Below are 23,933 nucleotides of genomic sequence, written 5' to 3' on the forward strand. Positions count from 1 at the left end.
TATGGTTTATAAGTCTTCGATAGCCGTCTGTCACTCCGGATCAAACGACATGTCGCCCGAACCGACCTTAAAACGATACGTGGCAGACTTATCGCCGTTATCGAATTCATGATTCAAAATAGTCTCGCCATCGTAGCCAAGCGGAAGGAAATCGCTCTCGAAGTCGCCGCTGCCCACGGTAAGGCTCGCCTTAAAGCCCGTAGAATTCGGAACCGTCATCTCCACATCGCCCGAGGCCACGCTCACGTCCATCGACTTCGCGGGGGCCTGGTAGAGCTCGAACGTCGCATCGCCCAAACCGACCTCAGCGCTGAGCGCATCAGTCACGCTGCCCGTAAACTCTACATCTCCCGCACCCAGGACAAGATCGAAACCATCACAGATGACACCGGCAATCTGCAGATCACCCGAGCCCACGTGCGCGTTGACTCCCTTCAGATGTTCGGCAACACGGCGTGGCAGCTCAACCGTAACTGAGCGATCGATTGCCTTACCGTCATCACTTCCAAACTGGGAAACCTTGAGCGTCGAGTCCTCGACGGATGCGATGTTTTGCTTCGCGGCCTTGGAGGCATCCATACCCTCGGCAACGCGCCCCCGCTCTATAACGCGAGCCTTGTTGCCATCAACAACCTTGACGTCCACCGAAGCCGCATTGATATCGAAATCGAGGTAGCGGAACTCATCGGCATCAAAAGTCGCACTCGAAAGTTGCTGAGGCCGAGCGGAATAGTTACCGCTATTCAAGGAATCGTCCTCGTCAAACATATCGTCAAAATCAGACAAATGGCCAGATAGAATACCGGTCGTACGCACCATATCGGAATGAGCCAATAGCCGCGAAATGCCAAAGACAAGCCCAATGATGAGCACAAACGCTCCGACGCCAACGCCCAAGCGTACCTTGGATTCATGCGAAAGCTTCATCATTCATCACCCTCTTTGGCAATCGGCTCAGCGGTGGTCGCGGTAGCCACGTCAGTATCAACCGCAGCGGAAACATTCTGAGCCCTAGCTGTCACCGGTGCCGGACCAACCTGAATATCACCGCGCGCCCAATCGCCATCGAGCGCACGCGCCACCCAGTGATAGATAGGGATCGTAAAAAAGATGAGCGCAGCAAAGGGGCCGGCGCCAAACGGGAACATCAGCAAAAAGAACAGTAGCCAGCACACGGCCCAATACGGGAACGACTGGAACGGGCCCTTCGCCGGAGTCGAGCCAACTGCACCGCCACTCGTCGCCTGCGCCGTAGCGGCGTTGGCGGCCTGCGCACTCCAGCTTGCCGCTTGTGCCGCCTTGGCCGCAGCATCACTCGCCTGTGTTGCCGCCTCGGTGGCACGTGCCGCCGCCTCATGGGTGCGGGCGCGCTCCGCGGCCTCGGCCTCGCGCTGGCGGGCGCGGTCCTCGTTCTCAAACTCGATATCGTCCTCGATCTCGTCGCTCGGATTGAGCAGCTCGTCCAGGCTCACGCTATAGAGTTTGGCGAGCGAGATCAGGTTCTCGGTATCGGGCGAGCTCTCCGCGCGCTCCCATTTACTGACCGCCTGGCGCGACAGCCCCAGCTTTCGCGCCAGCCCTTCTTGGCTAAAGCCTTTGCTGCGGCGAAGGTCGGCGAGCCGCTGCGCAGTTTCTACATTCATGGTTCCTCCTATGTGATGCCAGCCGTGCCGCCGGACCGTTTTTGTTCTTAAGGCGCCTTGCACAGTTAAAAATCTATCCGCCACCGCCAAAAGCATGCCGCCTATTCTAGTGAGATTTTTGACAACCGGCGGTTGCGAGTGCATATGAGCTGCGGAAATGTGTCCAAACAAAGCAATGGCACCTAGCCCGGTTGTCCCCGTTGCGGCGTTAACGGTAGTATGGTCGTACTGTTTATTCCGCACCGCCAACGGAGGGAGTCCCGCGCCGTGAACCGCGATTTCGCCTCATCGCTCATCCAGCTCAACAACACGTTCTATCGCGAGCACTCCGCCTCCTTTTCCGATACGCGTCAGGCCCCGTGGCCCGGCTGGGTACGCACCATGGATATCGCGCTCGAGCAGCTCGACGTCGCCACAATCGAGCATCCCGTCCGCGTCTTCGATCTCGCCTGCGGCAATATGCGATTCGAGAACTTTGCCGCCGGCGGCGCACTTGCCGCCAAGGGCGTCGACGGCGCAAACTCCTCGGCAGATGCCAGCTGCCCGTTTGAGTTCTATGGCGTCGACTCGTGCCAAGACCTGGCCATCGATGCACGCGGTCACGCCCTGCGCATTCCCAACCTGCACTTCCAGGAACTCGACGTGCTCGATGCCCTCATGAAGCTCAACCCCGCCGAGACACCCGACGTGCTTTTCGACGCCCCGCTCGCCGATATCTCGGTCTGTTTTGGCTTTATGCACCACGTGCCGTCGTGCGAGTACCGCGTACGCGTGCTCGACGCCCTGGTGCGGCAGACGCGCCCGGGCGGCATCATCGCCATTAGCTTTTGGGAGTTTATGAACGACGAGCGCATGGCGCGCAAGGCCGTTCGAGCCGAGGCCCGCGCCGAGCTCACCCCGCCGTTTGAGGGTTACGATTCAGCGCAGTTTGAAGCCGGCGACCACCTCATTGGCTGGCAAAACGACCGCCATGCTTACCGCTATTGCCACCACTTTGACGATCAGCAGATCACCGACTTGGTGCGCGGCGTGCGCACGTTCTACAAGAGCGGCGAGGTCCCCGTACGCGAGCTTGAGCGCTTCCATGCCGACGGTCGCAGTGGCGAGCTCAACCGCTACGTGATTCTCAAGCGCCTGTAGGCACCGACGACTCGCCGTCGAGCCGCACCGCATCTTTCGGGCAAGCTATGCCTACCCTTTTTTCAACCCATTGACGGAACGCGCAGCTATGCGTTCCATACTTATGACCAAGGAGCCTCATGGGAGCCGTCCACGTTCGCACGCCTAAGAACTTTGTGCTCGAAGAGCGCCTGGAGCGCTACGCCGATGCGATTGAGACGAACCCTGAAATCTATGCCGGAGATTGGCGCGAGGCCTGTGCGCCCGCAGGCAGCAAGTCTTTCGAACACCTTCACCTGGATCTTGGCTGCGGCAAGGGAACGTACCTTGTAGAGCGCGCGGCCCACGAGCCAAACACGCTCTTTATCGGCATGGACCAGGAGCCCATCTGCATCGCCTATGCCGCACAGAAAATCTGCGAGCAGGAACTGACCAACGCACTCGTCCTGCCCCGAGGCGCCGCATCGTTGCCGCAGCTGTTTGCCACAGGCGAGCTCGATGCCATCACCATCAACTTTCCCACGCCGCAGCCTAAGGCCAAGTACGCCAAAAAACGACTCGTCCATGTCGACCATCTGATGCTCTACCGCCCGCTTTTTTCAGCCGGCGCCACCGTCACGCTGCGCACCGACAGCAAGCCATTGCGCGACTACGCCCTGGGGCAGTTTGCCGCGGCCGGCTACGACACACTTTGGGTAAGTGACGACGTTCGCCGCGACCATCCCGAGCATCCCGAGACCGAATACGAGCGCCGCACGCGCGAGATGGGTGCCGCCGTCTATGGCATTTGCGCCACTCCCGACGCGCTGCCCAGCGACGAACAGCTCACGGCGGGGCGCGCGCAGGAGCAAAGCCTTGCGTGCTACCTGCCCGACAATCTCGATGAGCTCACCTACGTGCCCCTCGGCATGGAAGAGGCCGTCGAGAATTTTAAAAACCGCGCCCGCAAGGGCAAGAAGCGCTTACCGCAGGAGTCCCAGGGACCTCTGATGGTCGCGGCTTCGGCAAACAAGCGCAAATAGGCACCAGCAAACGACCCTCAAATCTAAGTGAGTAGACTTTATTGCAATAGCCAAGCACAACCCACGTAACCAATAATAAAACCGCAGGTAGAGCCTTTGCGCAAAAGCCATGTGCTCGCGATATTGCAAAAAGTCTACTCACTTAGTTGGCAACTGCACCAAACAGCTGGGCAGAACGCCCATTTCCTGCATTTTCTTGCCTGCGAAAGCATCGATGCGACGCTACGCCATAATAGTTGGCGGACAATCGCGAGAGAAAGCAAACACATGGCACAGACCACGACAGATACCGCCGCCAGCACCGTCTCCGGTGCCGGCGCCGCCAGCTCGTTCTCGGGCGGCACGGGAACCGAAGCCGAGTTTGGCTCGCTCGGCGCGCTCTCTCCCACCTGGTGGGAGCCCGAGGACGGCAGCGAGCCCGAACCATGGCTCACGCCCGATCAGGCCTTCGAACGCTTCTTTGAATGGACGAGCGACCGTGGCATTGAGCTGTGGGATCACCAAGAAGAGGCCCTCATGGACCTGGCCGCCGGCGATCACGTCATTTTAGGCACACCGACCGGATCGGGTAAATCGCTCGTCGCGCTGGGCATGCTCTTTATGGGCATGGCTCAGGGCAAGCGCTGCTATTACACGGCCCCCATCAAAGCCCTGGTCAGCGAAAAGTTCTTCGACCTGGTACAGGTACTCGGCCGCGATAACGTCGGCATGATCACCGGCGATACGCATATCAATACCAAGGCGCCCGTCATCTGCTGCACGGCCGAAATCCTTGCCAACGATGCGCTGCGCAAGGGCGAGGGCGCCGACGTGGGCTGCGTGGCCATGGACGAGTTCCACTACTTTGCCGACCCCGATCGCGGTTGGGCCTGGCAGGTACCGCTGCTCACCCTGCCCCACACGCAGTTTATGCTCATGAGCGCCACGCTCGGCGATGTCACCGCCATCGCCGCCTCGCTCGAGGAGCACACCGGCGCTGCTTGCGACTTGGTTGTCGATGCCCCGCGTCCTGTTCCGCTGAGCTACGACTATGTGACGACCTCCCTCGAGGGCACGGTCGAGCTCGCCATGCGCCGTGGCGAGGCCCCGCTCTATATCGTGCACTTTAGCCAGGATGCCGCCCTTGCGACGGCACAGTCGCTCGCCAATTTTGGCATCGCCAGCAAGGAGCAGCGCGAAGCCATCAAAGAAGCGGCAAAGGGAACGAGCTTCTCCACGGCCTTTGGCAAGATTCTCAAGCGCCTGCTTGGATGCGGCGTCGGCGTGCACCATGCTGGCATGTTGCCGCGCTATCGCCTGCTGGTCGAGCGCCTGGCGCAGCAGGGCCTACTGCCCGTCATTTGCGGCACCGACACGCTCGGCGTCGGCATCAACGTACCCATCCACACCGTGGTGCTCACCGCGCTCACCAAGTTCGATGGTTACAAAATGCGTCGCCTGCGCGCCCGCGAGTTCCATCAAATTGCCGGTCGCGCCGGTCGCTCGGGCTTCGATACCGAGGGCATGGTAATCGCCGAGGCACCCGAGCACGAGATCGAGAATGCCAAGCTTATGGCCAAGGCGGGCGACGACCCCAAAAAACTCCGTAAGATTAAAAAGAAAAAGGCGCCCGAGGGCTTTGTCTCATGGAACAAGCAAACTTTTGAGCACCTGATCGAGACGCAACCCGAAACACTCAAGCCACGCCTGCGCATCACGCACTCTATGGTGATTAGTGTGGTCGAGCAGGGCGGCAATGCCCGAGCCCGCGTACACGGCCTCATCGAGACAAGCCTGCAGACCCCCGAAGAAAAGGCCAAGCTTGAGGTTCGCGCCGACGAGATCTTCGCCACGCTCATCGACTCCGGCGTCGTCGTGCGCACCGAGGTGCCGCCCGCACCCGACGCTCCGGCTGACGCCGCGCCGGACATCGACTACGCGCTGACGGTCGACCTGCCCGAGGACTTTGCGCTCGACCAGCCGCTCTCGCCGTTTTTGCTTGCCGCGCTGGAGCTGCTCGACCCCGAAAGTGAGACCTATACCATGGACCTCATCTCGATGGTCGAGGCCACGCTCGAGGACCCCAAGCAGGTATTGCGCGCACAGGAGCGCGCCGCACGCGATCGAGCTATGGCCGAGATGAAGGCCGACGGCATCGAGTATGAGGAACGCTTGGAGCGCATTCAAGACGTCACGTACGAAAAGCCGCTCGAGGATTTGCTCGACGCCGCTTTTGACAAGTACTGCCAGGAAGTGCCCTGGGCAAACGACTACCAGCTCTCTCCCAAGAGTGTCCTGCGCGATATGCTGGAAAGCGCGAGCGATTTTAAGGGTTACATTCAAAAGCTCGGCATCGCCCGCTCCGAGGGCATTTTGCTTCGCTACCTGGCAGAGGCCTACCGTTCGCTCGACCGCACCGTACCCATCGAGAAACGCGACGAGCACCTGCGCGACATTATCTCGTGGCTGGGCTTTGTGGTGCGCTCGGTGGACTCGAGCCTGGTGGACGAGTGGGAGAACGCCGGCAACCCGGCAGCCCTCGATGCCGTGCCGCCACAGGGCATCGACGAGGTCGTGGCGGACCGCCGCGGCTGCACGCTGCTGGTGCGCAATGCGCTCTTCCGCCGCGTGACCCTTGCCGCCCGTGAGCACGTTCGCGACCTGGGCGAGCTCGACGACGACTGGGGCATGAGCGAGATCCGCTGGCAAAAGGCCCTCGATGCCTACCATGAGCTGCACGAGGAAATCCTCACCGACGGAGATGCCCGCAGCGCCGCGATGATTTCCATCGATGAGTCCGACGAGAAGACCGCGCACGTATGGCACGTGCACCAGATCTTTGCCGACGAGGACGGCGACCACGACTTTGGCATCATGGGCGATGTCGATCTGGACGCCACGCAAGACGGCGGTGAAGTCATCTTCAAAAACTACCGCGTCGGCTTTATCGAAGACCTGCTCGAGGACTAGTCGAACATATTGGAACGAAACGAAGCGGGGCCGTTGGCAATATCGCCAGCGGCCCCGTTTTTGCACTATACGCTATGCCTTACTCGGTATCCTCGACCTCATACGAATCCGCCTCGGCTGGCTCATCGTTTGTCTCTGGCGCAGCCCCGCGCGCCTCGTCAAACGCCGCCTTCATGGTCTTGTTGCCCCACGTGAGCTTGCGAATGGTAAGATCATCGGCCTTCTTGTTGGCTAGGCGCAGATTGTTCTCGGAGGACAGCAATGCCTCCTTGGTTTTCTGCAGATGGCTAATCGTCTTGTCGATCTCATCGATTGCCGTTTGGAACTTGCGACTCGCGATCTCGTAGTTGCGACCGAAATCATTCTTGAACTTCTCCATCTTGGCTTCGAAGTTCGTGACGTCGATATTCTGCTGTTTGTACTCCGCTAGCTCCTGCTTATAGCGCAGTGAGCCCATGGCGGCGTTGCGAAGGAGCGTGATCATGGGAATGAAAAACTGCGGGCGAATCACGTACATCTTCTCGTAGCGATAGCTCACGTCGACTATCCCTACGTTATAGAGCTCGCTCTCGGGCTCGAGCAGCGTGCAGAGCACCGCGTACTCACAGCCTTTCTGGCGACGGTCGTGATCGAGTTTCTTAAAGAAGTCCTCGTTTTTATGCTTGGTCGCGGTCTCGTCGTTTTCGTTTTTCATCTCGAACATAATCGAAATGACCTCGTTGCCGCTCGCGTCGCACTCGCGGAAGATAAAGTCGCCCTTGGTACCCTCGGACGCATCGTTATCCTTCTCGAAGTACGCGTTGGGAAATGCCGTCATGCGCAGACGGTTAAACTCGGTTTCGCAATGCTGCTCGAGCGACTCGCCCACCATCTTGGTGGACAGACGGACCTTCATGTCCTTAAGGCGCTCGATCTCTTCATCCTTGTAGCGAATCAGGTCATCGCTCGCGCGCTTGGCCTGCGCAAGCTCGAGCTCGTGTGCCGCCTTGGCCTGTTCCTCGCGAGAATCGCGCACCGCCAGCTCGCTCGTCAGTTTGGCACGCGCCTCATCGCGCTCTCGCTCCGCCGCGGCGACCGCCTTCGACAGCTCCATTTTTGCAGAAAGTTCTTGCTCACGAAGCTGTGCACGAAGGCCCTCGGCCTCGCGCTCAGACTGAGCCTTTGCGGCGGAAAACTTCTCTTGTACCTTCGCGCGATAGTCAGCAAGCGCGCGCTCGGCCTCGCTGCGAGCGGCATCGAGCTCACGCTGCGACTCTGCCGCGGCAGCGGCAAGCGCCATCTCCTGGGCCTTGTCCGCCGCGGCAAGCCTGGCCTGCAGCTCGGCAATCTGAGCATCACGTGCAGCTAAATCGTTTTGAGCGGCATTGCGCGCCGCCGACTCGACGAGCTTGGCTTCGTCATCTTTGCGCTCCAGCTGCGCACGCAAATTGTCGATCTCGCGCTGGAGTTCGGCATTCTCCTTTTGAGCGTTGGCTCGTGCCTCTACCGCCGCGCGCTGGCTTGCACTCTCGCGCTCTGCGGCAGCGCCCTCGAGCTTGGCGCGCAGCTCGGCGAGCTCAGCATCGCGCTTGGCAACCTCTTGTGCCAGCTGTTGAGCTGCAGCGTTCTTCTGCTCGGTAAGCTGAGCGTTGCGCTGGGACTCTGCCTTTTGCAAGGCAGCCATCGAACGCGAGCGCTCAAGCTCCAGCGCTTGCTCGCCCTCGCGCTGGACCGCCTTCACACGCTCATCCAGGTCGCGAGAAAACTCGGCATCGCGCACTTGCTTGACGATATCCGCATAGCCGGACGCGTCGACCTTAAAAACTTCGCCACAATGCGGGCACTTGATCTCGTTCATAGCAGCTCCTCGCTGGACGCAAATATCAACCGCCTACACTCTACCGCGCCACACGGACAAAAAAGGCGCCGCCGCCATAATGGCAACGGCGCCAGAACCGCCACAAAGGTGCCCGTCCCCTTTGTGGCGGTTTGTATGACGGTTCGAGAATTACAGTCCAAAGAAGCCTAGGATTTGGTCACGGCTTACGGGCTTGTACTCGTTGGCATCGAGGCCGACATCGTAGCGAAAGGTAGGACGTTCGCGATCGCGGTTGCGCGCATTGGTGCGGTCTCCCCTGCTGTGGATATGCCCGTGCAGCATGATGGCGCCACGTGCCTTGCCATTCCAGCTGAGCATGGGGTAGTGGCTCATAACCAGACGATGACCCTTGGCATAGCCGGGGGCAATCTCCAGGTAATCACGCACGTCTTCCCAAATCTGCGGCACGTCGGGATCTTCCCAGTCGCCGTCATGGTTACCACGGATGAGCGTCACGTTCTGGCATTCAATGCGTTTACGCAGGCGCACCGCCTCCGCCAGGGGCAAACGATAGGTAAAGTCACCCAGAATATAGAGGCGGTCATCCGCAGCCACGCACTCATTGATGGCATCGATGACCTTGCGGTTCATCTCCTCAACCGAGCCAAACGGTCGGTCCATGTCGTGCAAGATATTCGTGTCGCCCAGGTGCAGGTCGGCGGTAAACCACATCATCGTCTCAGTCCTCATTTCGCAACGCGTCCAACTCGTGCTAAGTATACAGACGCAGCGATGCGACAGTTACCCAAAGAGCCCGCCAAACAGTCCGCGACGGCGCTTGTCTTTCTTTTTCGACGCATCACCCTGAGTTTTCTTGTCCTGTCGCATCTTACGGTCCTGCTCCAGCTCATCGTCGTCGAGTAGCATATCCCACTCAAACGAATCGTCCGTCAAATCGAACAGGTCATCGTCATCAAACATGGCAGCCTCCCTTACCGATTAGCGGGCATCCACCACATAGAGGCCAACGCGCACCTGGTGCCACGGGCTACGCTCGGGGGCAACCTGCTGCACGCGGGCCTCAAATACGTCCTCATGGCCGTAATACATCATCAAGGACAGCGGACCGACCTCGTTTCCCGGAACATAGCCAAGCTTGGTGTTGCCGTAGTAGATCGCAACCGCCTCGGGATCATGGGGATTATCGCGCTCGGCGCACAGCGTCAGTTTATCGCCCGCCTTAAGATCGCCCAGGACCAAAGCGCCGTCGGCATACTGAAATCCCGCAATGTGAAACGACAGAAGAACACGTGAAGGCTCGTACATAGCAACTCCCCTAACGGCCGGATAAAACGGCGCTTAACCTTATTGAGAAGTCTACGGGTCCGTGCGGACACAAATTCATCCTGCCTGCGTCTTTTCGACCGTTTGTCCCTACGCCATCTGATTTTAATGCACAAACATGCGCACGAATTTGTGCTTCCAGTTTGCGTAAGGGGCATAGCGAAATGGCACGTCCAGCCACGTTGCCTTGTTCACGATGCTCTTCTTGTGGCTAAACGTATTGAAGCTCTCGCGTCCATGGTACTGCCCCATACCGCTCGCTCCCATGCCGCCAAAGCCCATATGGCTCGTAGCCAGGTGCATGATCGTGTCGTTGACGCAACCGCCACCAAAGGGCACGTAACGCACAAAGCGCTGCTGAACCTCACGGTCCTGGCTAAAGATATACAGGGCCAGCGGCGTCGGACGATCCGTAATAAACGTCTCGGCCTCGTCTAGGCTCTCAAACGTCAGCACCGGCAAGATGGGACCGAAAATCTCCTCCTGCATCACGGCGTCATCGGGGGCCACGCCGTCCAAAATTGTCGGCTCAATCTTGAGCGAAGCCTCGCGCGCAGCACCTCCAAGCACGACCTTATCGGGATCGATCAGCCCATGCACGCGCGCAAAATGCTTGGCATTGACGATATGCCCGTAATCCTCGTTGTCGAGCGGATGCTCGCCAAACATACGGCGCGCCTCTTCCTTGATGAGGCCCAGCAACTCGTCGTGCACACGCGTATCGACCAGCAGGTAGTCGGGCGCCACACAGGTCTGCCCCACGTTGAGCCATTTACCAAAGGCGATACGCCGTGCCGCAACCTTCAAGTTTGCCGTCGCATCCACGATGCAGGGACTCTTTCCACCCAGCTCAAGCGTCACGGGCGTAAGGTTTTTACTTGCGCGCTCCATGACGAGCTTGCCGACCGGAACGCTACCGGTAAAGAAGATCTTGTCCCAGCACTCATCGAGCAGCGCTTCGTTCTCGGCGCGCCCGCCCTCGACAACTGTCACCAGGCACGGATCAAATGCCTCTTCGCAGATCTGCTTGAGCACCGCACTCGATGCCGGAGCATAGGCGCTCGGCTTGATGACCACAGTATTGCCCGCGGCAAGGGCGCCGGCGAGCGGCTCGAGCGTTAGTAAAAACGGGTAGTTCCACGGGGCCATGATGAGCGTGACGCCATAGGGCACGGCTTGCGTTTTGCACACACTCACGGCGTTGGCAAGGTCGCACGGACGCAGGCGCGGACGACTCCATCGAGCCACATGTGCGATCTGATGACGAATCTCGGAAAGCGACGTGCCGATCTCGCACATATACGCCTCGTCATGCGACTTTCCCAAATCGGTCTTGAGCGCATGGGCAATATCGGCCTCGTGGGCCCGCACCGCATCGCGTAAACTCACGAGCGCACGACGTCGAGCATCGACATCAAACGTGGCGTGCGTCTTAAAGTAGACGCGCTGGTCTCCGACGATGCGCGCAATTTCCTCGGTGTTCATGGACCCTCCTAGTTCTCGCCCTCAAACATACCACCCGCGACGACCTCGTACATGCGCATCAGCTCCAAACGGTCCTTCAAAAGTGGAACGGGGTACAGCGGATTGGCCTCGGCATCGGCATGCGCCGCCATCTCGGGAATGTCAGAGCGGCGAATGCCCGTCACATATTTGGGAATGTCCAAGGCGGCGTTCATTCGATCGACCCAATCGATAAAGGCCTTGACGGGATGTGTCAGGGCGCCCATGCCCGTCTGCCCCGTAATGGAGGCGAGCAGACCGCGCGTAAACTCGGGGTCGTGCACCGCAAAGCGCGGGATAAGCACAAAGTCGTTAATGGGGTACTTGTAGTGCGTCTCGTCATCGGTGATAACCGCCGCGAGCGCAACTTCGCTTCCCGTACCGGCGGTAGTGGGAACCGCAATAAGCAGCGGCAGGAGACGGTGGACGCGCAGCAGACCGCGCATCTTGTTGATGGGCTTGTTTGGCTGTGCGATGCGTGCTCCCACGCCCTTGGCACAGTCCATGGCCGAGCCACCGCCAAAGCCGATAATGGCCTGGCATGCACTCTCTCAGCATGCTCCAGAATGCGTGGCTCGGTATAGGGCAGCACCGGCAATGCGATGCGAAAAAACCGTTTGATACGTTCGGCACCAGGCGCAGCGGGCTAGATGCATAAAGGAAACTCCCTCATTTGTTGATTGGTCAACATTTGTTCGACCGATTCTACTCATCGGAGGTCGCAGGCGGCCTGCCAATCGTTAATCAATCAACATCTTCATATCTCAAAATTGTTTTATCAAAAATCATTCCTAATAGGCTTCACATTTTGTTGCATTTATGGATAATAGAACTCGTCAAGACGCACGTCCGGAGAGGGCCCTTACGGGATCGGACAAGCGCCCCATCGCCATCCATCGAAAGGATCGAATCATGAAATTTGTTTGCCCCGTTTGCGGTTATGTGGAAGAGTTCGACGGCGACCAGCTGCCCGAGGATTTTAAGTGCCCCCAGTGCGGCGTTCCCGGTTCTCGTTTCCTGAAGCAGGAGGAGGGCAAGCTCGAGTGGGCTGCCGAGCACGTCGTGGGCGTCGCCAAGATGGAGGGCGTCTCCGAGGACATCGTTGCCGACCTGCGCGCCAACTTTGAGGGCGAGTGCTCTGAGGTCGGTATGTACCTGGCCATGGCTCGCGTCGCCCATCGCGAGGGCTATCCCGAGATCGGCCTATACTGGGAGAAGGCTGCCCACGAGGAGGCCGAGCACGCCGCCAAGTTCGCCGAGCTCCTGGGCGAGGTCGTGACCGACTCCACCAAGAAGAACCTCGAGATGCGCGTTGAGGCCGAGAACGGCGCCACCGCCGGCAAGACCGATCTTGCCAAGCGTGCCAAGGCCGCTGGCCTCGATGCCATCCACGATACCGTGCACGAGATGGCTCGCGACGAGGCCCGCCACGGCAAGGCTTTCGCCGGCCTGCTCAAGCGCTACTTTGGCTAAGCCAACCGCCTGAGAGATAATCTCTAACTTTAAAGGGCCCGGACCGCATGGTTCGGGCCTTTTTTCGTGTCTCATAAACTCGTTAACGCCCTGAAATAGGGCCACCTTCGGCATCGACTTCTCGTCAAAAACTAAGTGAGTAGACTTTTTGGAACTTGCCGAGCAGACCATCCATATTGCTCTATAAAGCCGCAGGTAAATGACTTGTTGCAAAACGGCCCGGTCGCCATCACGCCAAAAGTCTACTCACTTAGATCCGCGCTGTCCACGATCGAGCTGTTTTGTGTCCAATGGACATCTTTCCGTCGATTACTCCCAATTTTGTCCAGTCAACGAATAGTTCAGACCGGAGTAATGCCTCAGCCCTTTGCTCATCCAAGCTTTTATCACGATATTCAACATCGAGCATCCTGCATACGGCCTTAACGATCGCACGGAATCTATCCTCATCGGATATCTGTCCGTGTGTCAGGAGAAGCACATCGTAGTCCATGGCTTGAAGTGCCGTCATGCGGTCAGCGTCACGCAAGCCATCCCCCGCGCGCCCGTGCGAGGCCTTTCCCTGGCATTCAATGGCCACCTGCCGCCTCCCGTCCGGCGAGGAAAGAAGTAGGTCGATATATACGCGGGTCTTTCCTACAATCGCTCGAGCACTTGTGCTTAGCATCACTTTGACATTGAGCTCTATGCCGCAAAACCCTTCACCTCCCAGGGCTCGCGGCAGTCCAAGCAACAAATACGCCTCGACCTCAAAAGGCGAAGCGGCACCCAATGGAACGAGATGCGATACCGCCATAAATCGATTGCCGTAACGCATCCCGCAAACATCTGAACAAAAACGGTCAAGGTCCCCATCCAAAACCAAAGCGTCGCGACGCCATAAATTTGAGGCGGTGCCGCCCTCGGACGGGCAGCGCACCCAACCCAACGTTGTCGAAATCGCACCCGAATCAATTGCATGCGAAAGCTCCACCTCAAGTGGCGCCGGCAGGGCGCATACCGCAAACAAGCCGCACATCTCCGCCAATACCAGAAGAAGTTGGAGATCCGTCAGATGTCGCGACATGATAAATGCCGTTAGTAGAGGAGACGTGACCAAAAATCCATGCTCCGTTTCCAGCACGGATTCCCTGGGGAGTTCACCAAGAAACAGCCGCTGCCTAATGTTGGCAGGGCAAGTCCGTTTGTTTCTCGTCCGAACCAATGTATACAACGGAAAACCGAGCGCGACCGCAGCCGTCGGGTTGCGGACGAGGTCATATCGCTGCCGGTCTTCATCCGGCCGCGGAAGCGGAGGACACAAAGCGCGGACTTGAGGGGGCAAACGCCAGTACCTAAAAGCCGATATGTCACAAAGTAGATCCTTCATAGGCACAGGAAAGCACGAATTTCAACCCAGTCGGTCTCTCATTGGCGCGAACGCACCAAAAATGGCGCCGAACGAACTGCAAAGTTTTCAACAGCCCTCCCCAACTGGCCAAAAGCTTACCGAGAACTGGACGAAGCCCTGTTGAAAACCCCCTTTTTTTCTCATGCGGAAGCTTTGCGCGGCAAGTGAGTAGACTTTTTGGAACATCCCGAGCAGACCGATGATCCCACTTCTCAAAACCACAGGTAGATAGCTTGTTACAAAACTGTCTGGTCGCCAAAGTGCCAAAAGTCTACTCACTTAGGTTACAGAGTGCCCCATTAGCTGCGATTCCAGGGTATTAAGCACCTCCGGACTCAGGTCGTCATACTGGACAAGAATTTGAGTTGAGTTTTCAGGGACAGATGCGCCATCGGCACACCAATAACAGTTACTGATATCGATAAAAGGGATGCTCGAGCGCGTGAGGGCCTGCGCAAAAGAGCTTCCGCCCGTTCCCCGCTCCGCAACCACGGTGCAGTAAAGACCTGCGTCTGCATGCTCGATCGAAACCTCTCCTGCTGGAAACGCATTCCGTACAAGCGCCACCAGGCCATCACGCGCCTCACGAGCTCGAACGCGCACGCGGTTCACATGTCGCTCGTAATCACCCGATTCCAGCAAACGAGCCAAAGCGACCTGGTCGACAGAGCTCACCGACGAGGCGTAGAAACCAAGGTTGCACCTAAACCGCTCCATCAGCTCATCGGGCAACACCATGTACGCTAGACGCAACGCCGATGAAAGGCTCTTCGAAAACGTGTTGGTGTAGATGACCGATTGAGCGGCATCGATCGAAGCAAGCGCGGGAATCGGCTTGCCGGCCAGACGAAACTCGCAATCAAAGTCATCTTCGATGAGATATCGACCTGGTCGCTCGGCGGCCCAGCTCAGCAGCGCATAGCGACGCGCAATGCTCGTCACAAGGCCGGTCGGATACTGATGGGACGGCATCAGGTGAAGGACATCGGTCCCCGTTTTCTGCAGAGCGCTCAAGTCTACGCCCTCATCATCCAACGGGATATGTCGAACTTTGCAACCCATAGCCTGATAGATGCGCGTCAGGCGCAAATAGCCCGGGTCCTCAACGGCATACACCTTGTCGGCGCCAAGCAACTGAACCAACATGGTATCGAGCAGCTGGGCGCCCGCACCGATAACAACGTTGTTGGGGTCGACATTCATGCCCCTTGTCCCGCGCAGATGGTGGGCAATTGCGCGTCGTAGCCGAGTGGTGCCCTGTGCCGGCGCGGTCGAAAAGATTTCGCGCTCGTCTTCGGATGCCAGTGTCGCCCGCAGCGCGCTTTGCCAAAGCCGCGCCGCCTCCAAAGCAGAAGGAGAAAGTGCATCGAATCGCTCGACCTGTCCGTTGACATCATGCGCGCCGGAACCCGCAGAGACGGCATCCCGGTCGATGCCCTCTGCAGCCGAAGCCAAAACCGGTGCATCCGGAAGCTCGCAAGCGTAGTAGCCACGACGCGGCATTGAGCAAATATAGCCCTCGGCAAGTAACTGGCTATATGCATTCTCGATGGTAATGACACTGATTCCCAGATGATTGGCAAAGGCGCGCTTAGACGGAAGATGCTCCCCCGCCGCAATGCGTCCAGCAACGATATCATCTCGAATTTGCTGGTAAATATACTCATAGAGCGATGCTTCGCCGCGTTTTTCCAAATTGTAGTCAAGCATGAGTTTATCACCTGACCTTATTGAGTCATTCAATCTGGTATTAGTCTGGCCTTATTATTATCTCTAAAACTGAGTATTTCGCCATACCCAGCTCCCCGATAGGATGTTCCGTCAAGCAATGCACATGCCAACCAAGGGAGCAACCATGGCAGAACAGACCAGCAAGGCAGATCGCGTCAAACTCAATCGCGAGCTCGCGCAGATGCTCAAGGGCGGCGTCATCATGGACGTCACCACGCCCGAGCAGGCACGCATCGCCGAAGAGGCGGGCGCCTGCGCCGTCATGGCACTCGAGCGCATCCCGGCCGACATCCGTGCCGCAGGCGGCGTCTCACGCATGAGCGACCCCAAGATGATCAAGGGTATCCAAGAGGCCGTCTCCATCCCCGTTATGGCCAAGTGCCGCATCGGCCACATTGTCGAGGCGCAGGTCCTGCAGGCCATCGAGATCGATTACATCGACGAGTCCGAGGTTCTCTCCCCTGCCGACGACGTCTATCACATCGACAAGACCCAGTTTGACGTGCCGTTTGTCTGCGGCGCCCGCGATCTGGGCGAGGCGCTGCGCCGTGTTGCCGAGGGCGCCACGATGATTCGCACCAAGGGTGAGCCGGGTACGGGCGATGTCGTCCAGGCCGTGCGTCACATGCGCAAGATCCAAAAGCAGATCCGCGACGTTGTTGCCCTGCGCGATGACGAGCTCTTTGAGGCAGCCAAGCAACTGCAAGTTCCGGTCGAGCTGGTGCGCGAGGTCCACGCCACGGGCAAGCTTCCCGTCGTGAACTTTGCCGCCGGCGGCGTAGCGACCCCCGCCGACGCCGCGCTGATGATGCAGCTGGGCGCCGAGGGCGTCTTTGTGGGATCGGGCATCTTTAAGAGCGGCAACCCGGCCAAGCGCGCCGCCGCCATCGTCAAGGCCGTGGCAAACTTCACCGATGCCAAACTCATCGCCGAGCTTTCGGAGGACCTGGGCGAGGCCATGGTGGGCATCAACGCCGACGAGATCGAGATTATCATGGAAGAGCGCGGGCGCTAGTCCAGCAGAAAGGATCGCCCATGAGCGATTATGCAGACCAAACGGTCGCCGTGCTGGCGGTCCAAGGCGCTTTTGCCGAGCACGAAGCAAGACTATCCGAGCTGGGCGCACACTGTATTGAGCTGAGGCAGGCGGCCGATTTGCAGCAGAACTTTGACCGTCTGGTACTTCCCGGCGGCGAGTCCACCGTTCAGGGCAAGCTACTTGCCGAACTCGATATGCTCGAAGATCTTCGTACCCGCATTGTTGAAGGCATGCCTGTACTGGGAACTTGTGCCGGTCTGATTCTGTTGGCGCGCGACCTTGCCGCCCACGATGACAAGGGAACACCGCGCTTGGCAACCATGGATATACTCGTTGAGCGCAATGCCTATGGCAGGCAGCTCGGCAGTTTTCGCACCAAGAGGCAGGTAGACGGTATCGACGGTGAAGTGCCGTTAACGTTTATCCGCGCACCCCGCATCGTCGAGGTGCACGGCAATACCAAGGCCCTAGCCGAAGTCGATGGCCGCATCGTCGCCGCCCGTCAAGACAATCAGCTCGGCGTCACCTTCCACCCCGAGCTCGACGACGACACCCGCCTCCACGAGCTCTTCCTCCAAATGTAGGCAGAAAACAAACGAACGTGGATTTTCGGACGCATAGCAAATGAGAGTGGAAATCTCCCACTTTGAGCTTGGATGCAGGCTCAAACCGGGAGATTATCCACTCTCATACTATGTAGTCGTTGGGGACGTTCTCAACGACTACATTGCGAGAGACGGCCACGTTTGCCCAGATAATACCGACCAAAATAAACCTGTCCCTTTTTGGCAGGTTTGGATCAAGGCAACGCCGATGTTTTGGCAACGACAGCAAAAACCCGCTAGACCGAGCAGGGCGCCTTGAAACAAGGCGGCATTGACCTTTTGGTCATGCCGCCGAAGTTGAAAGGCAGATTGCCGCTCTGGCGGGCTTGCAGCGTCGGCCCGTTACGGCGTTTGGTAAAACGCCGTAACTAAAAACGGTTGCCGCGGAAGCCACCGCCGTTGCGGCCGCCACGGTCGCCGCCTCGACCGCCGCGGTCGCCGCCACGGTTGCCGCCGAAGCCGCCGCGGTTGCCACCGCGGTCGCCATAGCCACCACGGTTGCCGCCAAAGCCGCCGCGACCGCCACGATCGCCGCCACGGTCACCAAAGCCGCCACGGCCACCGCGACCACCACGGTCGCCGCCACGGCCACCGCGGTCGCCAAAGCCGCCGCGACCGCCACGGTCGCCGCCACGGCCACCACGGTCGTCACGGCCGCCGCGAGGACCGCGATCCTCGTCCAGACCCATGGCGACGAGCGGAGCGATAACCTTATCGAGCGCAGCCATCAGCTCGGTGGCCTCCACGTAAGAAAGCTCGGGCAGGAGCTTCTCCTTCTTGTTGGCAAGCTCGACCAGGCCCTCAGCGGCATCCTCGGCAGCGAAGACGACGATCTTGCGCATATCGCCCTCGGCGTTGTCGATGCGGCCGACCAGATCGGCAGCCTCGGCCTCGGCCATCAGGCCATCGAGCTCACGAAGGCGCATGCCCAGCAGGTCGGACATTTCCTTCTGCTCCATCTTGGGCTTGAGGTCAAGGAGCTTGATGGCGCGCTCGATGTTCGCCATACGCTCGGCCTTGGCCTCCTCCTCCTTGGAAATAGCAAAGCGACGGCTACGCAGCAGGCGGGCGGCCTTCTGCATCTTGTCCATCAGCTCTTCGTCATCGTAATCAACGGCGGCCTCGACAACCTCGGCCTCCTCCTCGGCGGAAACCTCGTCAGCAGCCTCAACCTCGGTAGCTTCGGTCTCCACGGTCTCGACTGCCTCGACCTCGGCAGCCATGGTCTCGTTCTCGGTCTCGTTCATGATCTTTTCGTTCTCGGACATGAGACTCCTTCTTGGCCCTCTCGGGCATCATCGCCCCATTCGCGGGGCCCGTCGCGCACTCTTTGCGCTTTAAACATTCATGCCTCTCGGCAAAACGTCCATTAGTTTATGGTGTCGCCATCCAATCTAGCTGCAGAATCTATATGCACACATTAATGCGACATGTCGCGGTATCATGGCCTGAACCAAACGTGTCCACCTTAAGGAGCCCGCCATGATTAAGCCCATCATGAAATCCGAGTTCTTTTTGCGCCTGCCTTCCAAAGACGCAGGGCCCGACGATGCCGTGATCGGGCAGGACCTCCTGGATACGTTCCACGAGCATGAGCACGAGTGCGTGGGGCTCGCCGCCAACATGATCGGCGTGCGCAAACGCATCATCTGCGTAAAGGACGGCAACAGGACGCTCCTGATGTACAACCCTCAAATTCTTGAGCAGGTCAATGCCTATCAGACCAGCGAAGGATGCCTCTCGCTGATCGGCGAGCGTCCCTGCACCCGCTATCGTCGCATTAAGGTGGAGTATTTGGACGAGAACTTCGTCCACCGCATCAAAAACTTCTCGGGCTACACCGCCGAGATCATCCAGCACGAAATCGACCACTGCAACGGCGTCGTTATATAGTTCCGCGAGTCAAGGAAAATGATCTGTTTTCCTCCGTCCCCTTTGGATCATGGTAACGACGCAAGCTGAGCACACGACAGCGAGCGAGCCGCATTTGCGCCAAGGTGACGTGAAATGAGAGGGCGCTGACCTTCTGGTCGCGCCCTCGAAATTGAACGTCAGATTGGCGTGAATGCGGCTCGCGTAGCGTCAAGCGGTCCGCCGTTCGGTAGAACGGCGGAACCAATTAGGACTGGCGGTAGTGATCAAAGAAATCGGCGAGGTCTTCGAGCGACTCTTTGAGCACTTCCATGCGCGGCAGGTACACGATGCGGAAGTGATCGGGCTCAGCCCAGTTGAAGCCGCCGCCACGCGTGATGAGGATCTTCTTCTCGTGCAGCAGGTCGAGGGCAAACTGCTCGTCATCGGTGATGTTGAACTTTTTAACATCCATCTTGGGGAAGATATAAAATGCCGCGCGCGGCTTGACCACCGAGATGCCGTCGATCTTGCTGAGCGCCTCATACACAAAGTTGCGCTGCTCGTAGACACGACCGCCGGGGCGGATGTAGTCGTTGACCGACTGATGGCCGCCAAGCGCCGTCTGGACGATCGACTGGGCCGGCACATTGGAGCACAGGCGCATGTTGGAGAGCATGTTGATGCCCATGATGAAGTCGCTCATGCAGCGCTGGTTGCCCGAAAGCACCATCCAGCCAATGCGATAGCCCGCGATCATATGCGACTTGGACAGGCCGCTAAACGTAATGCAGGGCAGGTCGGGGGCGAGCGATGCAATGGAGACGTGCTCGTAGCCGTCCATGCACAGGCGGTCATAGATCTCGTCGGCAAAAATCATGAGCTGGTGCCTGCGCGCGATCTCAACGATGCCCTCGAGCACCTCGCGCGGATAGACCGAGCCCGTGGGGTTGTTGGGGTTGATGATGACGAGGGCCTTGGTCGCGCTCGTGATCTTGGACTCCATATCCTGCAGATCGGGATACCAATCGGCCTGCTCATCACACAGATAGTGCACGGGATGTCCACCGGCAAGAGTTGCGCACGCCGTCCACAGCGGATAATCGGGGCTGGGAATCAGAATCTCGTCGCCATTGTCGAGCAGCGCGTTCATCGAAAGCTGAATGAGCTCGGACACGCCGTTGCCCGTGTAGATATGTTCCATCTGAACGTTGGGCAGGCCCTTGATCTGCGAATACTGCATGATCGCCTTGCGCGCAGAGAACAGACCGCGCGAGTTGGAATAGCCTTCGCAGTCGGGCAGCTGCTGGCGCATGTCCTTAATGACCTCATCGGGCGTGCGGAAACCAAAGGGCGCCGGATTACCGATGTTGAGCTTGAGGATGCACTCGCCTTCGTCCTCCATACGGGCTGCCTCGTCGACAACGGGGCCGCGCACGTCATACAGAACGTTCTCGAGTTTGGTGGATTTAGAAAAAGTACGCATGGTGGTGCTCCTTGCAATTTGATCTGAGGGATGGGGTTCGGGCTTGGAAACGTTGTGGGTCGATGATGTCTCGCCTTGATCGGCGTCACCGGCGAGCAGCCAGGTAACATCGACCTCCAAAATGCGGGCGAGTAGCTCTGCCACATCGCGCCGCGGAATCGTCTTGCCGCTCACATATTGGCTCATCTGACTCTTGCCGAGTTTTTTGCCGAGCATCTCCGATGCGCGGATTACGTCCGACTGGCGAACGTCGCGATCGGACATAGCCTGTCGCAGACGATCGCTAAACGTCTCTTGGGTCACAGGAACCTCCTTGCTGGCAAAGTTCAATTTATAGAACACGAATTGAACCAAGGTTCAATTTAGCAAGCAGTATAGCGCCGTGCTATTTCTAAAAGTTCAATTTCAAAAATAACATGACCTAAACCTCAAGATTTATCCCAAGGCGATAACGACGTGCGCCCATTTAGAGGTATTCGAGAAAACGGGCGGCGGCAAGCGAAACATCGGCCGTTCGATATATAGCATTGATCTGCCGATGGGGATGCCCTTCGAGCGGACGCACGGCAACATCGAACTGACAGCGGCGCATGATGAGCGCGGGAAGAATGCTCACACCCAGGCCGTCCTCGACCATAGCCATAATCGCATAGTCATCCCAGGTCGACAGTTTTGAGTGCACTGCCAGTCCCGCCCGACGAAACAGCGGCGTAATCTCGTCATCGGTGCCGCGTTCTAGCAGAATAAACTGCTCGTTGGCCAAGTCGGCAAGAGAGACAACCTCCGCCGTAGCAAACAACGAGCCTGACGGCACTACCGCCATTAACTCGTCACGCACCAAAGGCAGCGATGTCATGCCGTTTTCTCGGGGCTCACGCGGGATAAAGCCCAGATCGCAGCGACCCTCTGCCACCCATTGTTCAATCTCTGAATAGTCGCCCATCAGCAACTCGTAATCGACGTCTGGATGATCAGCACGAAAACGCGCAATCACCGGCGGCAGCACGTGGGTCGCCACGCTCGAAAACGTACCGATGCAGACTTTGCCGCGCATGAGCCCGCGCATCTCATCCACCCGTCGCTGCAAGCGAACGAATTCCTCGCAGAGCGCCTCGACAGCCGGCATGACCTGCCGCCCGTCAGCAGAAAGAGCAACACCTTCACGACTGCGGTCGAGTACCTTAAAGCCCCAATCGGCCTCAAGATCGGCCACCATGCGGCTCACGCCCGATTGCGAGTAGCTCAGGCGCTCGGCAGCACGCGTAAAGCTTCCAGCGCGCACGGTCTCCAGCAGCACCTGCATCTTTTGAATATTCGTTTCCACGACATACCTCCACCTTTGCATGAGTTTTTGTCATGTTTTCCATGCATTATATTCGCTTTTCTTCTAAAGCCAGTTCAACCATAGTGAACATGCACGGATATAGAGGGGACGGCAGCGCATGAACAACGGATTGATTACGTATTTAGCAGCATTGTTGTTGTTTGGCTCCAACGGCATCATCGCTGCGGCCATCGCACTCCCGAGCTCCGATATCGTGCTGCTACGCACTTTTCTGGGAGCCCTTTCGCTTGTCGCCATCCTCGCCATTACCCAACGCCATAAGCTGCAGGCGCCTTCTCGCCCCCGCGAAGCCGCAGCCCTCCTCCTCTCGGGAGCCGCGCTGGGCGCCAGCTGGATTATTCTGTTCCGCGCTTATCAGACGATCGGCGTCGGCGTTTCTTCGCTGCTGTACTACTGCGGCCCCATCATCGTCATGGCCCTCTCGCCGTTTATCTTTGGCGAAAAACTAACCGGTGGCAAAATCGCCGGGTTTATCGCAGTCGCCTGCGGCGCTTTTCTCATTGCAGCGCAAGGTCTAGGCGGCAATATGCCCATTGCGGGCATCGTCTGCGGAATCGCCTCGGCCTTCTGTTATGCATTGATGGTCATCGCCAGCAAGGGCGCGCCGCACATCGAAGGCCTCGAGAACTCCGCGCTCCAGGTGAGCGCCGCCTTTGTGACCGCGCTGGTCCTTACACTCGTCACCCAAGGCACCCCCTCATTCCTGTCCGCCAGCATCGCCGCAACCATCGATTGGCGCGCCGTCGCTATGCTCGGCGTCGTCAACACCGGCATCGGTTGTCTGCTCTACTTTAGCGCCGTCGCCAAACTGCCCGTGCAGACCGTCGCTGTCGTCGGCTACCTCGAGCCGCTTTCGGCCGTCGTGTTCTCGTCCGCCCTTTTGGGCGAAGTCATAACACCAGTCCGCCTGATGGGCGCCGTGCTTATCATCGGCGGCGCGATCTTTTGCGAACTCGCCGGTAAACGCTCAGGCGCCAAGACCGGTATCGCTCAGGCAGCACGCGTCTAAAAGTTCCCTCTTCAGTTTCAAAGCAGGAGCGCGTCCGCAGTTATTACATTGCAGCAAAGCCATACAGCGGATGCGCCCCTGTTTTGAAATGCTACCTGCGTACATAAATAATCCCCAGATGGGGATTATTGTCTGAAATTACCCGATGTGCCAAACAGCTCTTGTATGTATAAAGACGGCATAAAAGTTATCTGTCCAAGACAGATAACCGGATGTCCAAGGGAGTCCACGTGGCGCACGCCAAACTGGAGGCAAACCTCCAAGACCAGCACGGTCAAGTACGTGGTAATCGCCATGAAGGCCGACAACTACAACGAGGGCGGCATCTTCGCCCTGTTTAGCCTGGTGCGCAAAGTGGCGCCGTGGCTGATCCTACCTGCCATGATCGGCGGCGCGGCGCTGCTCGCCAATAACTCCAGCTCGAAGTTCAGATCGAGGAAGCCGAGGAAATGGATGTCGATATCTTCTCGAACGACCTTGTCAACATCAACGAAGCCGGTAGGGACATGAACTTCGACCCCACCGAGCTGCTCGGGAGCGTCGCCGATACGCCCGAACAGCAACAGCTCGACGGCCTCGAGAGCGAACAACTCAACGACGCCAACTTCTAACGACGTCGCGCGTCG

Annotated in this window: 21 protein-coding genes and 2 pseudogenes; 10 read left to right on the forward strand and 13 right to left on the reverse strand. The window is 58.5% G+C overall.

The features are described 5' to 3' along the window. Window positions 1-30: 30 nt before the first annotated feature. Entirely contained in the window at window positions 31-930 is a 900-nt protein-coding gene (locus tag ACTQVX_RS02570; RefSeq protein ID WP_441540926.1) for a DUF4097 family beta strand repeat-containing protein, read from the reverse strand. Next, window positions 927-1,643, reverse strand: a complete 717-nt coding sequence (locus tag ACTQVX_RS02575) for a helix-turn-helix domain-containing protein (protein ID WP_441540924.1) — start codon at window positions 1,641-1,643, stop codon at window positions 927-929. Before ACTQVX_RS02575 ends, ACTQVX_RS02570 begins: the two co-directional genes overlap by 4 nt. 267 nt (window positions 1,644-1,910) lie before the next feature. Between ACTQVX_RS02575 and ACTQVX_RS02580 the strand changes: the two genes are divergently transcribed. From ACTQVX_RS02580 to ACTQVX_RS02590, 3 genes are all read left to right on the forward strand, one after another. After that, complete coding sequence (locus ACTQVX_RS02580; protein WP_441057144.1) at window positions 1,911-2,783, forward strand: class I SAM-dependent methyltransferase; 873 nt, start codon at window positions 1,911-1,913, stop codon at window positions 2,781-2,783. Window positions 2,784-2,902: 119 nt separating this feature from the next. After that, window positions 2,903-3,784: a tRNA (guanine(46)-N(7))-methyltransferase TrmB gene (gene trmB / locus ACTQVX_RS02585; RefSeq protein WP_154517108.1), complete on the forward strand. Its 882-nt coding sequence runs from the start codon at window positions 2,903-2,905 to the stop codon at window positions 3,782-3,784. 267 nt (window positions 3,785-4,051) lie between these two features. After that, window positions 4,052-6,733, forward strand: coding sequence for a DEAD/DEAH box helicase (locus tag ACTQVX_RS02590; protein WP_441560121.1), 2,682 nt, complete (start codon window positions 4,052-4,054; stop codon window positions 6,731-6,733). Window positions 6,734-6,812: 79 nt separating this feature from the next. On the opposite strand, the gene ACTQVX_RS02595 is transcribed toward ACTQVX_RS02590, so the two are convergent. The 6 genes and pseudogenes from ACTQVX_RS02595 to ACTQVX_RS02620 form a co-directional block, all read right to left on the reverse strand. Then, window positions 6,813-8,570 carry a DUF2130 domain-containing protein gene (locus tag ACTQVX_RS02595; RefSeq protein ID WP_441560122.1) on the reverse strand — a complete coding sequence of 586 codons (1,758 nt, stop codon included), beginning with the start codon at window positions 8,568-8,570 and terminating at the stop codon, window positions 6,813-6,815. A 150-nt stretch (window positions 8,571-8,720) separates the two neighbouring features. Next, the gene (locus tag ACTQVX_RS02600; RefSeq protein ID WP_441540919.1) at window positions 8,721-9,281 is read right to left on the reverse strand and encodes a metallophosphoesterase; all 561 of its coding nucleotides are present in this window, start codon (window positions 9,279-9,281) and stop codon (window positions 8,721-8,723) included. Between the two features lie 51 nt (window positions 9,282-9,332). Further along, the gene (locus tag ACTQVX_RS02605; protein WP_154517096.1) at window positions 9,333-9,512 is read right to left on the reverse strand and encodes a hypothetical protein; all 180 of its coding nucleotides are present in this window, start codon (window positions 9,510-9,512) and stop codon (window positions 9,333-9,335) included. 18 nt (window positions 9,513-9,530) lie between these two features. Beyond that, on the reverse strand, window positions 9,531-9,857 hold the full coding sequence (locus ACTQVX_RS02610; RefSeq protein WP_117655201.1) for an HIRAN domain-containing protein: 327 nt from the start codon (window positions 9,855-9,857) through the stop codon (window positions 9,531-9,533). 123 nt (window positions 9,858-9,980) lie between these two features. After that, on the reverse strand, window positions 9,981-11,360 hold the full coding sequence (locus tag ACTQVX_RS02615; protein ID WP_441540917.1) for an aldehyde dehydrogenase: 1,380 nt from the start codon (window positions 11,358-11,360) through the stop codon (window positions 9,981-9,983). Between the two features lie 8 nt (window positions 11,361-11,368). Continuing rightward, a pseudogene (locus ACTQVX_RS02620) lies at window positions 11,369-11,914 on the reverse strand (iron-containing alcohol dehydrogenase); the annotation flags it as partial. 376 nt (window positions 11,915-12,290) lie between these two features. Between ACTQVX_RS02620 and ACTQVX_RS02625 the strand changes: the two are divergent. After that, window positions 12,291-12,851, forward strand: coding sequence for a ferritin family protein (locus ACTQVX_RS02625; RefSeq protein WP_154517090.1), 561 nt, complete (start codon window positions 12,291-12,293; stop codon window positions 12,849-12,851). A 250-nt stretch (window positions 12,852-13,101) separates the two neighbouring features. Here the strand turns inward: ACTQVX_RS02625 and ACTQVX_RS02630 are convergent, their stop codons facing one another. Both ACTQVX_RS02630 and pdxR read right to left on the reverse strand, forming a co-directional pair. After that, window positions 13,102-13,974: a hypothetical protein gene (locus ACTQVX_RS02630; protein ID WP_441540915.1), complete on the reverse strand. Its 873-nt coding sequence runs from the start codon at window positions 13,972-13,974 to the stop codon at window positions 13,102-13,104. A 546-nt stretch (window positions 13,975-14,520) separates the two neighbouring features. Next, window positions 14,521-15,951, reverse strand: a complete 1,431-nt coding sequence (gene pdxR, locus ACTQVX_RS02635) for a MocR-like pyridoxine biosynthesis transcription factor PdxR (protein WP_441540913.1) — start codon at window positions 15,949-15,951, stop codon at window positions 14,521-14,523. Between the two features lie 145 nt (window positions 15,952-16,096). On the opposite strand from pdxR, the gene pdxS reads away from it, so the two are divergent. After that, window positions 16,097-16,987, forward strand: a complete 891-nt coding sequence (gene pdxS, locus ACTQVX_RS02640; protein WP_154517081.1) for a pyridoxal 5'-phosphate synthase lyase subunit PdxS — start codon at window positions 16,097-16,099, stop codon at window positions 16,985-16,987. Between the two features lie 20 nt (window positions 16,988-17,007). Further along, complete coding sequence (gene pdxT / locus ACTQVX_RS02645) at window positions 17,008-17,595, forward strand: pyridoxal 5'-phosphate synthase glutaminase subunit PdxT (protein WP_441540911.1); 588 nt, start codon at window positions 17,008-17,010, stop codon at window positions 17,593-17,595. A gap of 389 nt (window positions 17,596-17,984) precedes the next feature. On the opposite strand, the gene ACTQVX_RS02650 is transcribed toward pdxT, so the two are convergent. After that, a complete protein-coding gene (locus ACTQVX_RS02650) occupies window positions 17,985-18,884 on the reverse strand; it encodes a hypothetical protein (protein WP_441540909.1) in 900 nt (299 codons plus the stop codon). Between the two features lie 214 nt (window positions 18,885-19,098). On the opposite strand from ACTQVX_RS02650, the gene ACTQVX_RS02655 reads away from it, so the two are divergent. Then, on the forward strand, window positions 19,099-19,509 hold the full coding sequence (locus ACTQVX_RS02655; protein WP_441540907.1) for a peptide deformylase: 411 nt from the start codon (window positions 19,099-19,101) through the stop codon (window positions 19,507-19,509). 226 nt (window positions 19,510-19,735) lie between these two features. Here the strand turns inward: ACTQVX_RS02655 and ACTQVX_RS02660 are convergent, their stop codons facing one another. Both ACTQVX_RS02660 and ACTQVX_RS02665 read right to left on the reverse strand, forming a co-directional pair. Further along, entirely contained in the window at window positions 19,736-21,217 is a 1,482-nt protein-coding gene (locus ACTQVX_RS02660) for an aminotransferase class I/II-fold pyridoxal phosphate-dependent enzyme (RefSeq protein ID WP_427747912.1), read from the reverse strand. 202 nt (window positions 21,218-21,419) lie between these two features. After that, window positions 21,420-22,277 (reverse strand): LysR family transcriptional regulator, encoded by an 858-nt coding sequence (locus tag ACTQVX_RS02665; protein WP_441537314.1) that lies wholly within the window; start codon window positions 22,275-22,277, stop codon window positions 21,420-21,422. Window positions 22,278-22,395: 118 nt separating this feature from the next. Here ACTQVX_RS02665 and ACTQVX_RS02670 point away from each other — a divergent pair, with 118 nt between their 5' ends. From ACTQVX_RS02670 to ACTQVX_RS02680, 3 genes and pseudogenes are all read left to right on the forward strand, one after another. After that, window positions 22,396-23,307 (forward strand): DMT family transporter, encoded by a 912-nt coding sequence (locus tag ACTQVX_RS02670; protein ID WP_441540905.1) that lies wholly within the window; start codon window positions 22,396-22,398, stop codon window positions 23,305-23,307. Window positions 23,308-23,574: 267 nt separating this feature from the next. Continuing rightward, window positions 23,575-23,718: pseudogene (locus ACTQVX_RS02675) on the forward strand (KUP/HAK/KT family potassium transporter); the annotation flags it as partial. A 38-nt stretch (window positions 23,719-23,756) separates the two neighbouring features. After that, a complete protein-coding gene (locus tag ACTQVX_RS02680; protein WP_441540969.1) occupies window positions 23,757-23,918 on the forward strand; it encodes a hypothetical protein in 162 nt (53 codons plus the stop codon). Window positions 23,919-23,933: the final 15 nt, after the last annotated feature.

The organism is Collinsella sp. LCP19S3_A6 (assembly GCF_052122015.1).
Classification (GTDB): Bacteria; Actinomycetota; Coriobacteriia; order Coriobacteriales; family Coriobacteriaceae; genus Collinsella.

Bases quoted from the DNA above. Each gene is read 5' to 3' on its own strand.
- ACTQVX_RS02570 (WP_441540926.1), bottom strand. From the start codon at position 930: ATGATGAAGCTTTCGCATGAATCCAAGGTACGCTTGGGCGTTGGCGTC.
- ACTQVX_RS02575 (WP_441540924.1), bottom strand. From the start codon at position 1,643: ATGAATGTAGAAACTGCGCAGCGGCTCGCCGACCTTCGCCGCAGCAAA.
- trmB (WP_154517108.1), top strand. From the start codon at position 2,903: ATGGGAGCCGTCCACGTTCGCACGCCTAAGAACTTTGTGCTCGAAGAG.
- ACTQVX_RS02590 (WP_441560121.1), top strand. From the start codon at position 4,052: ATGGCACAGACCACGACAGATACCGCCGCCAGCACCGTCTCCGGTGCC.
- ACTQVX_RS02595 (WP_441560122.1), bottom strand. From the start codon at position 8,570: ATGAACGAGATCAAGTGCCCGCATTGTGGCGAAGTTTTTAAGGTCGAC.
- ACTQVX_RS02600 (WP_441540919.1), bottom strand. From the start codon at position 9,281: ATGAGGACTGAGACGATGATGTGGTTTACCGCCGACCTGCACCTGGGC.
- ACTQVX_RS02605 (WP_154517096.1), bottom strand. From the start codon at position 9,512: ATGTTTGATGACGATGACCTGTTCGATTTGACGGACGATTCGTTTGAG.
- ACTQVX_RS02610 (WP_117655201.1), bottom strand. From the start codon at position 9,857: ATGTACGAGCCTTCACGTGTTCTTCTGTCGTTTCACATTGCGGGATTT.
- ACTQVX_RS02615 (WP_441540917.1), bottom strand. From the start codon at position 11,360: ATGAACACCGAGGAAATTGCGCGCATCGTCGGAGACCAGCGCGTCTAC.
- ACTQVX_RS02625 (WP_154517090.1), top strand. From the start codon at position 12,291: ATGAAATTTGTTTGCCCCGTTTGCGGTTATGTGGAAGAGTTCGACGGC.
- pdxR (WP_441540913.1), bottom strand. From the start codon at position 15,951: ATGCTTGACTACAATTTGGAAAAACGCGGCGAAGCATCGCTCTATGAG.
- pdxS (WP_154517081.1), top strand. From the start codon at position 16,097: ATGGCAGAACAGACCAGCAAGGCAGATCGCGTCAAACTCAATCGCGAG.
- pdxT (WP_441540911.1), top strand. From the start codon at position 17,008: ATGAGCGATTATGCAGACCAAACGGTCGCCGTGCTGGCGGTCCAAGGC.
- ACTQVX_RS02650 (WP_441540909.1), bottom strand. From the start codon at position 18,884: ATGTCCGAGAACGAAAAGATCATGAACGAGACCGAGAACGAGACCATG.
- ACTQVX_RS02655 (WP_441540907.1), top strand. From the start codon at position 19,099: ATGATTAAGCCCATCATGAAATCCGAGTTCTTTTTGCGCCTGCCTTCC.
- ACTQVX_RS02660 (WP_427747912.1), bottom strand. From the start codon at position 21,217: ATGTCCGATCGCGACGTTCGCCAGTCGGACGTAATCCGCGCATCGGAG.
- ACTQVX_RS02670 (WP_441540905.1), top strand. From the start codon at position 22,396: ATGAACAACGGATTGATTACGTATTTAGCAGCATTGTTGTTGTTTGGC.
- ACTQVX_RS02680 (WP_441540969.1), top strand. From the start codon at position 23,757: ATGGATGTCGATATCTTCTCGAACGACCTTGTCAACATCAACGAAGCC.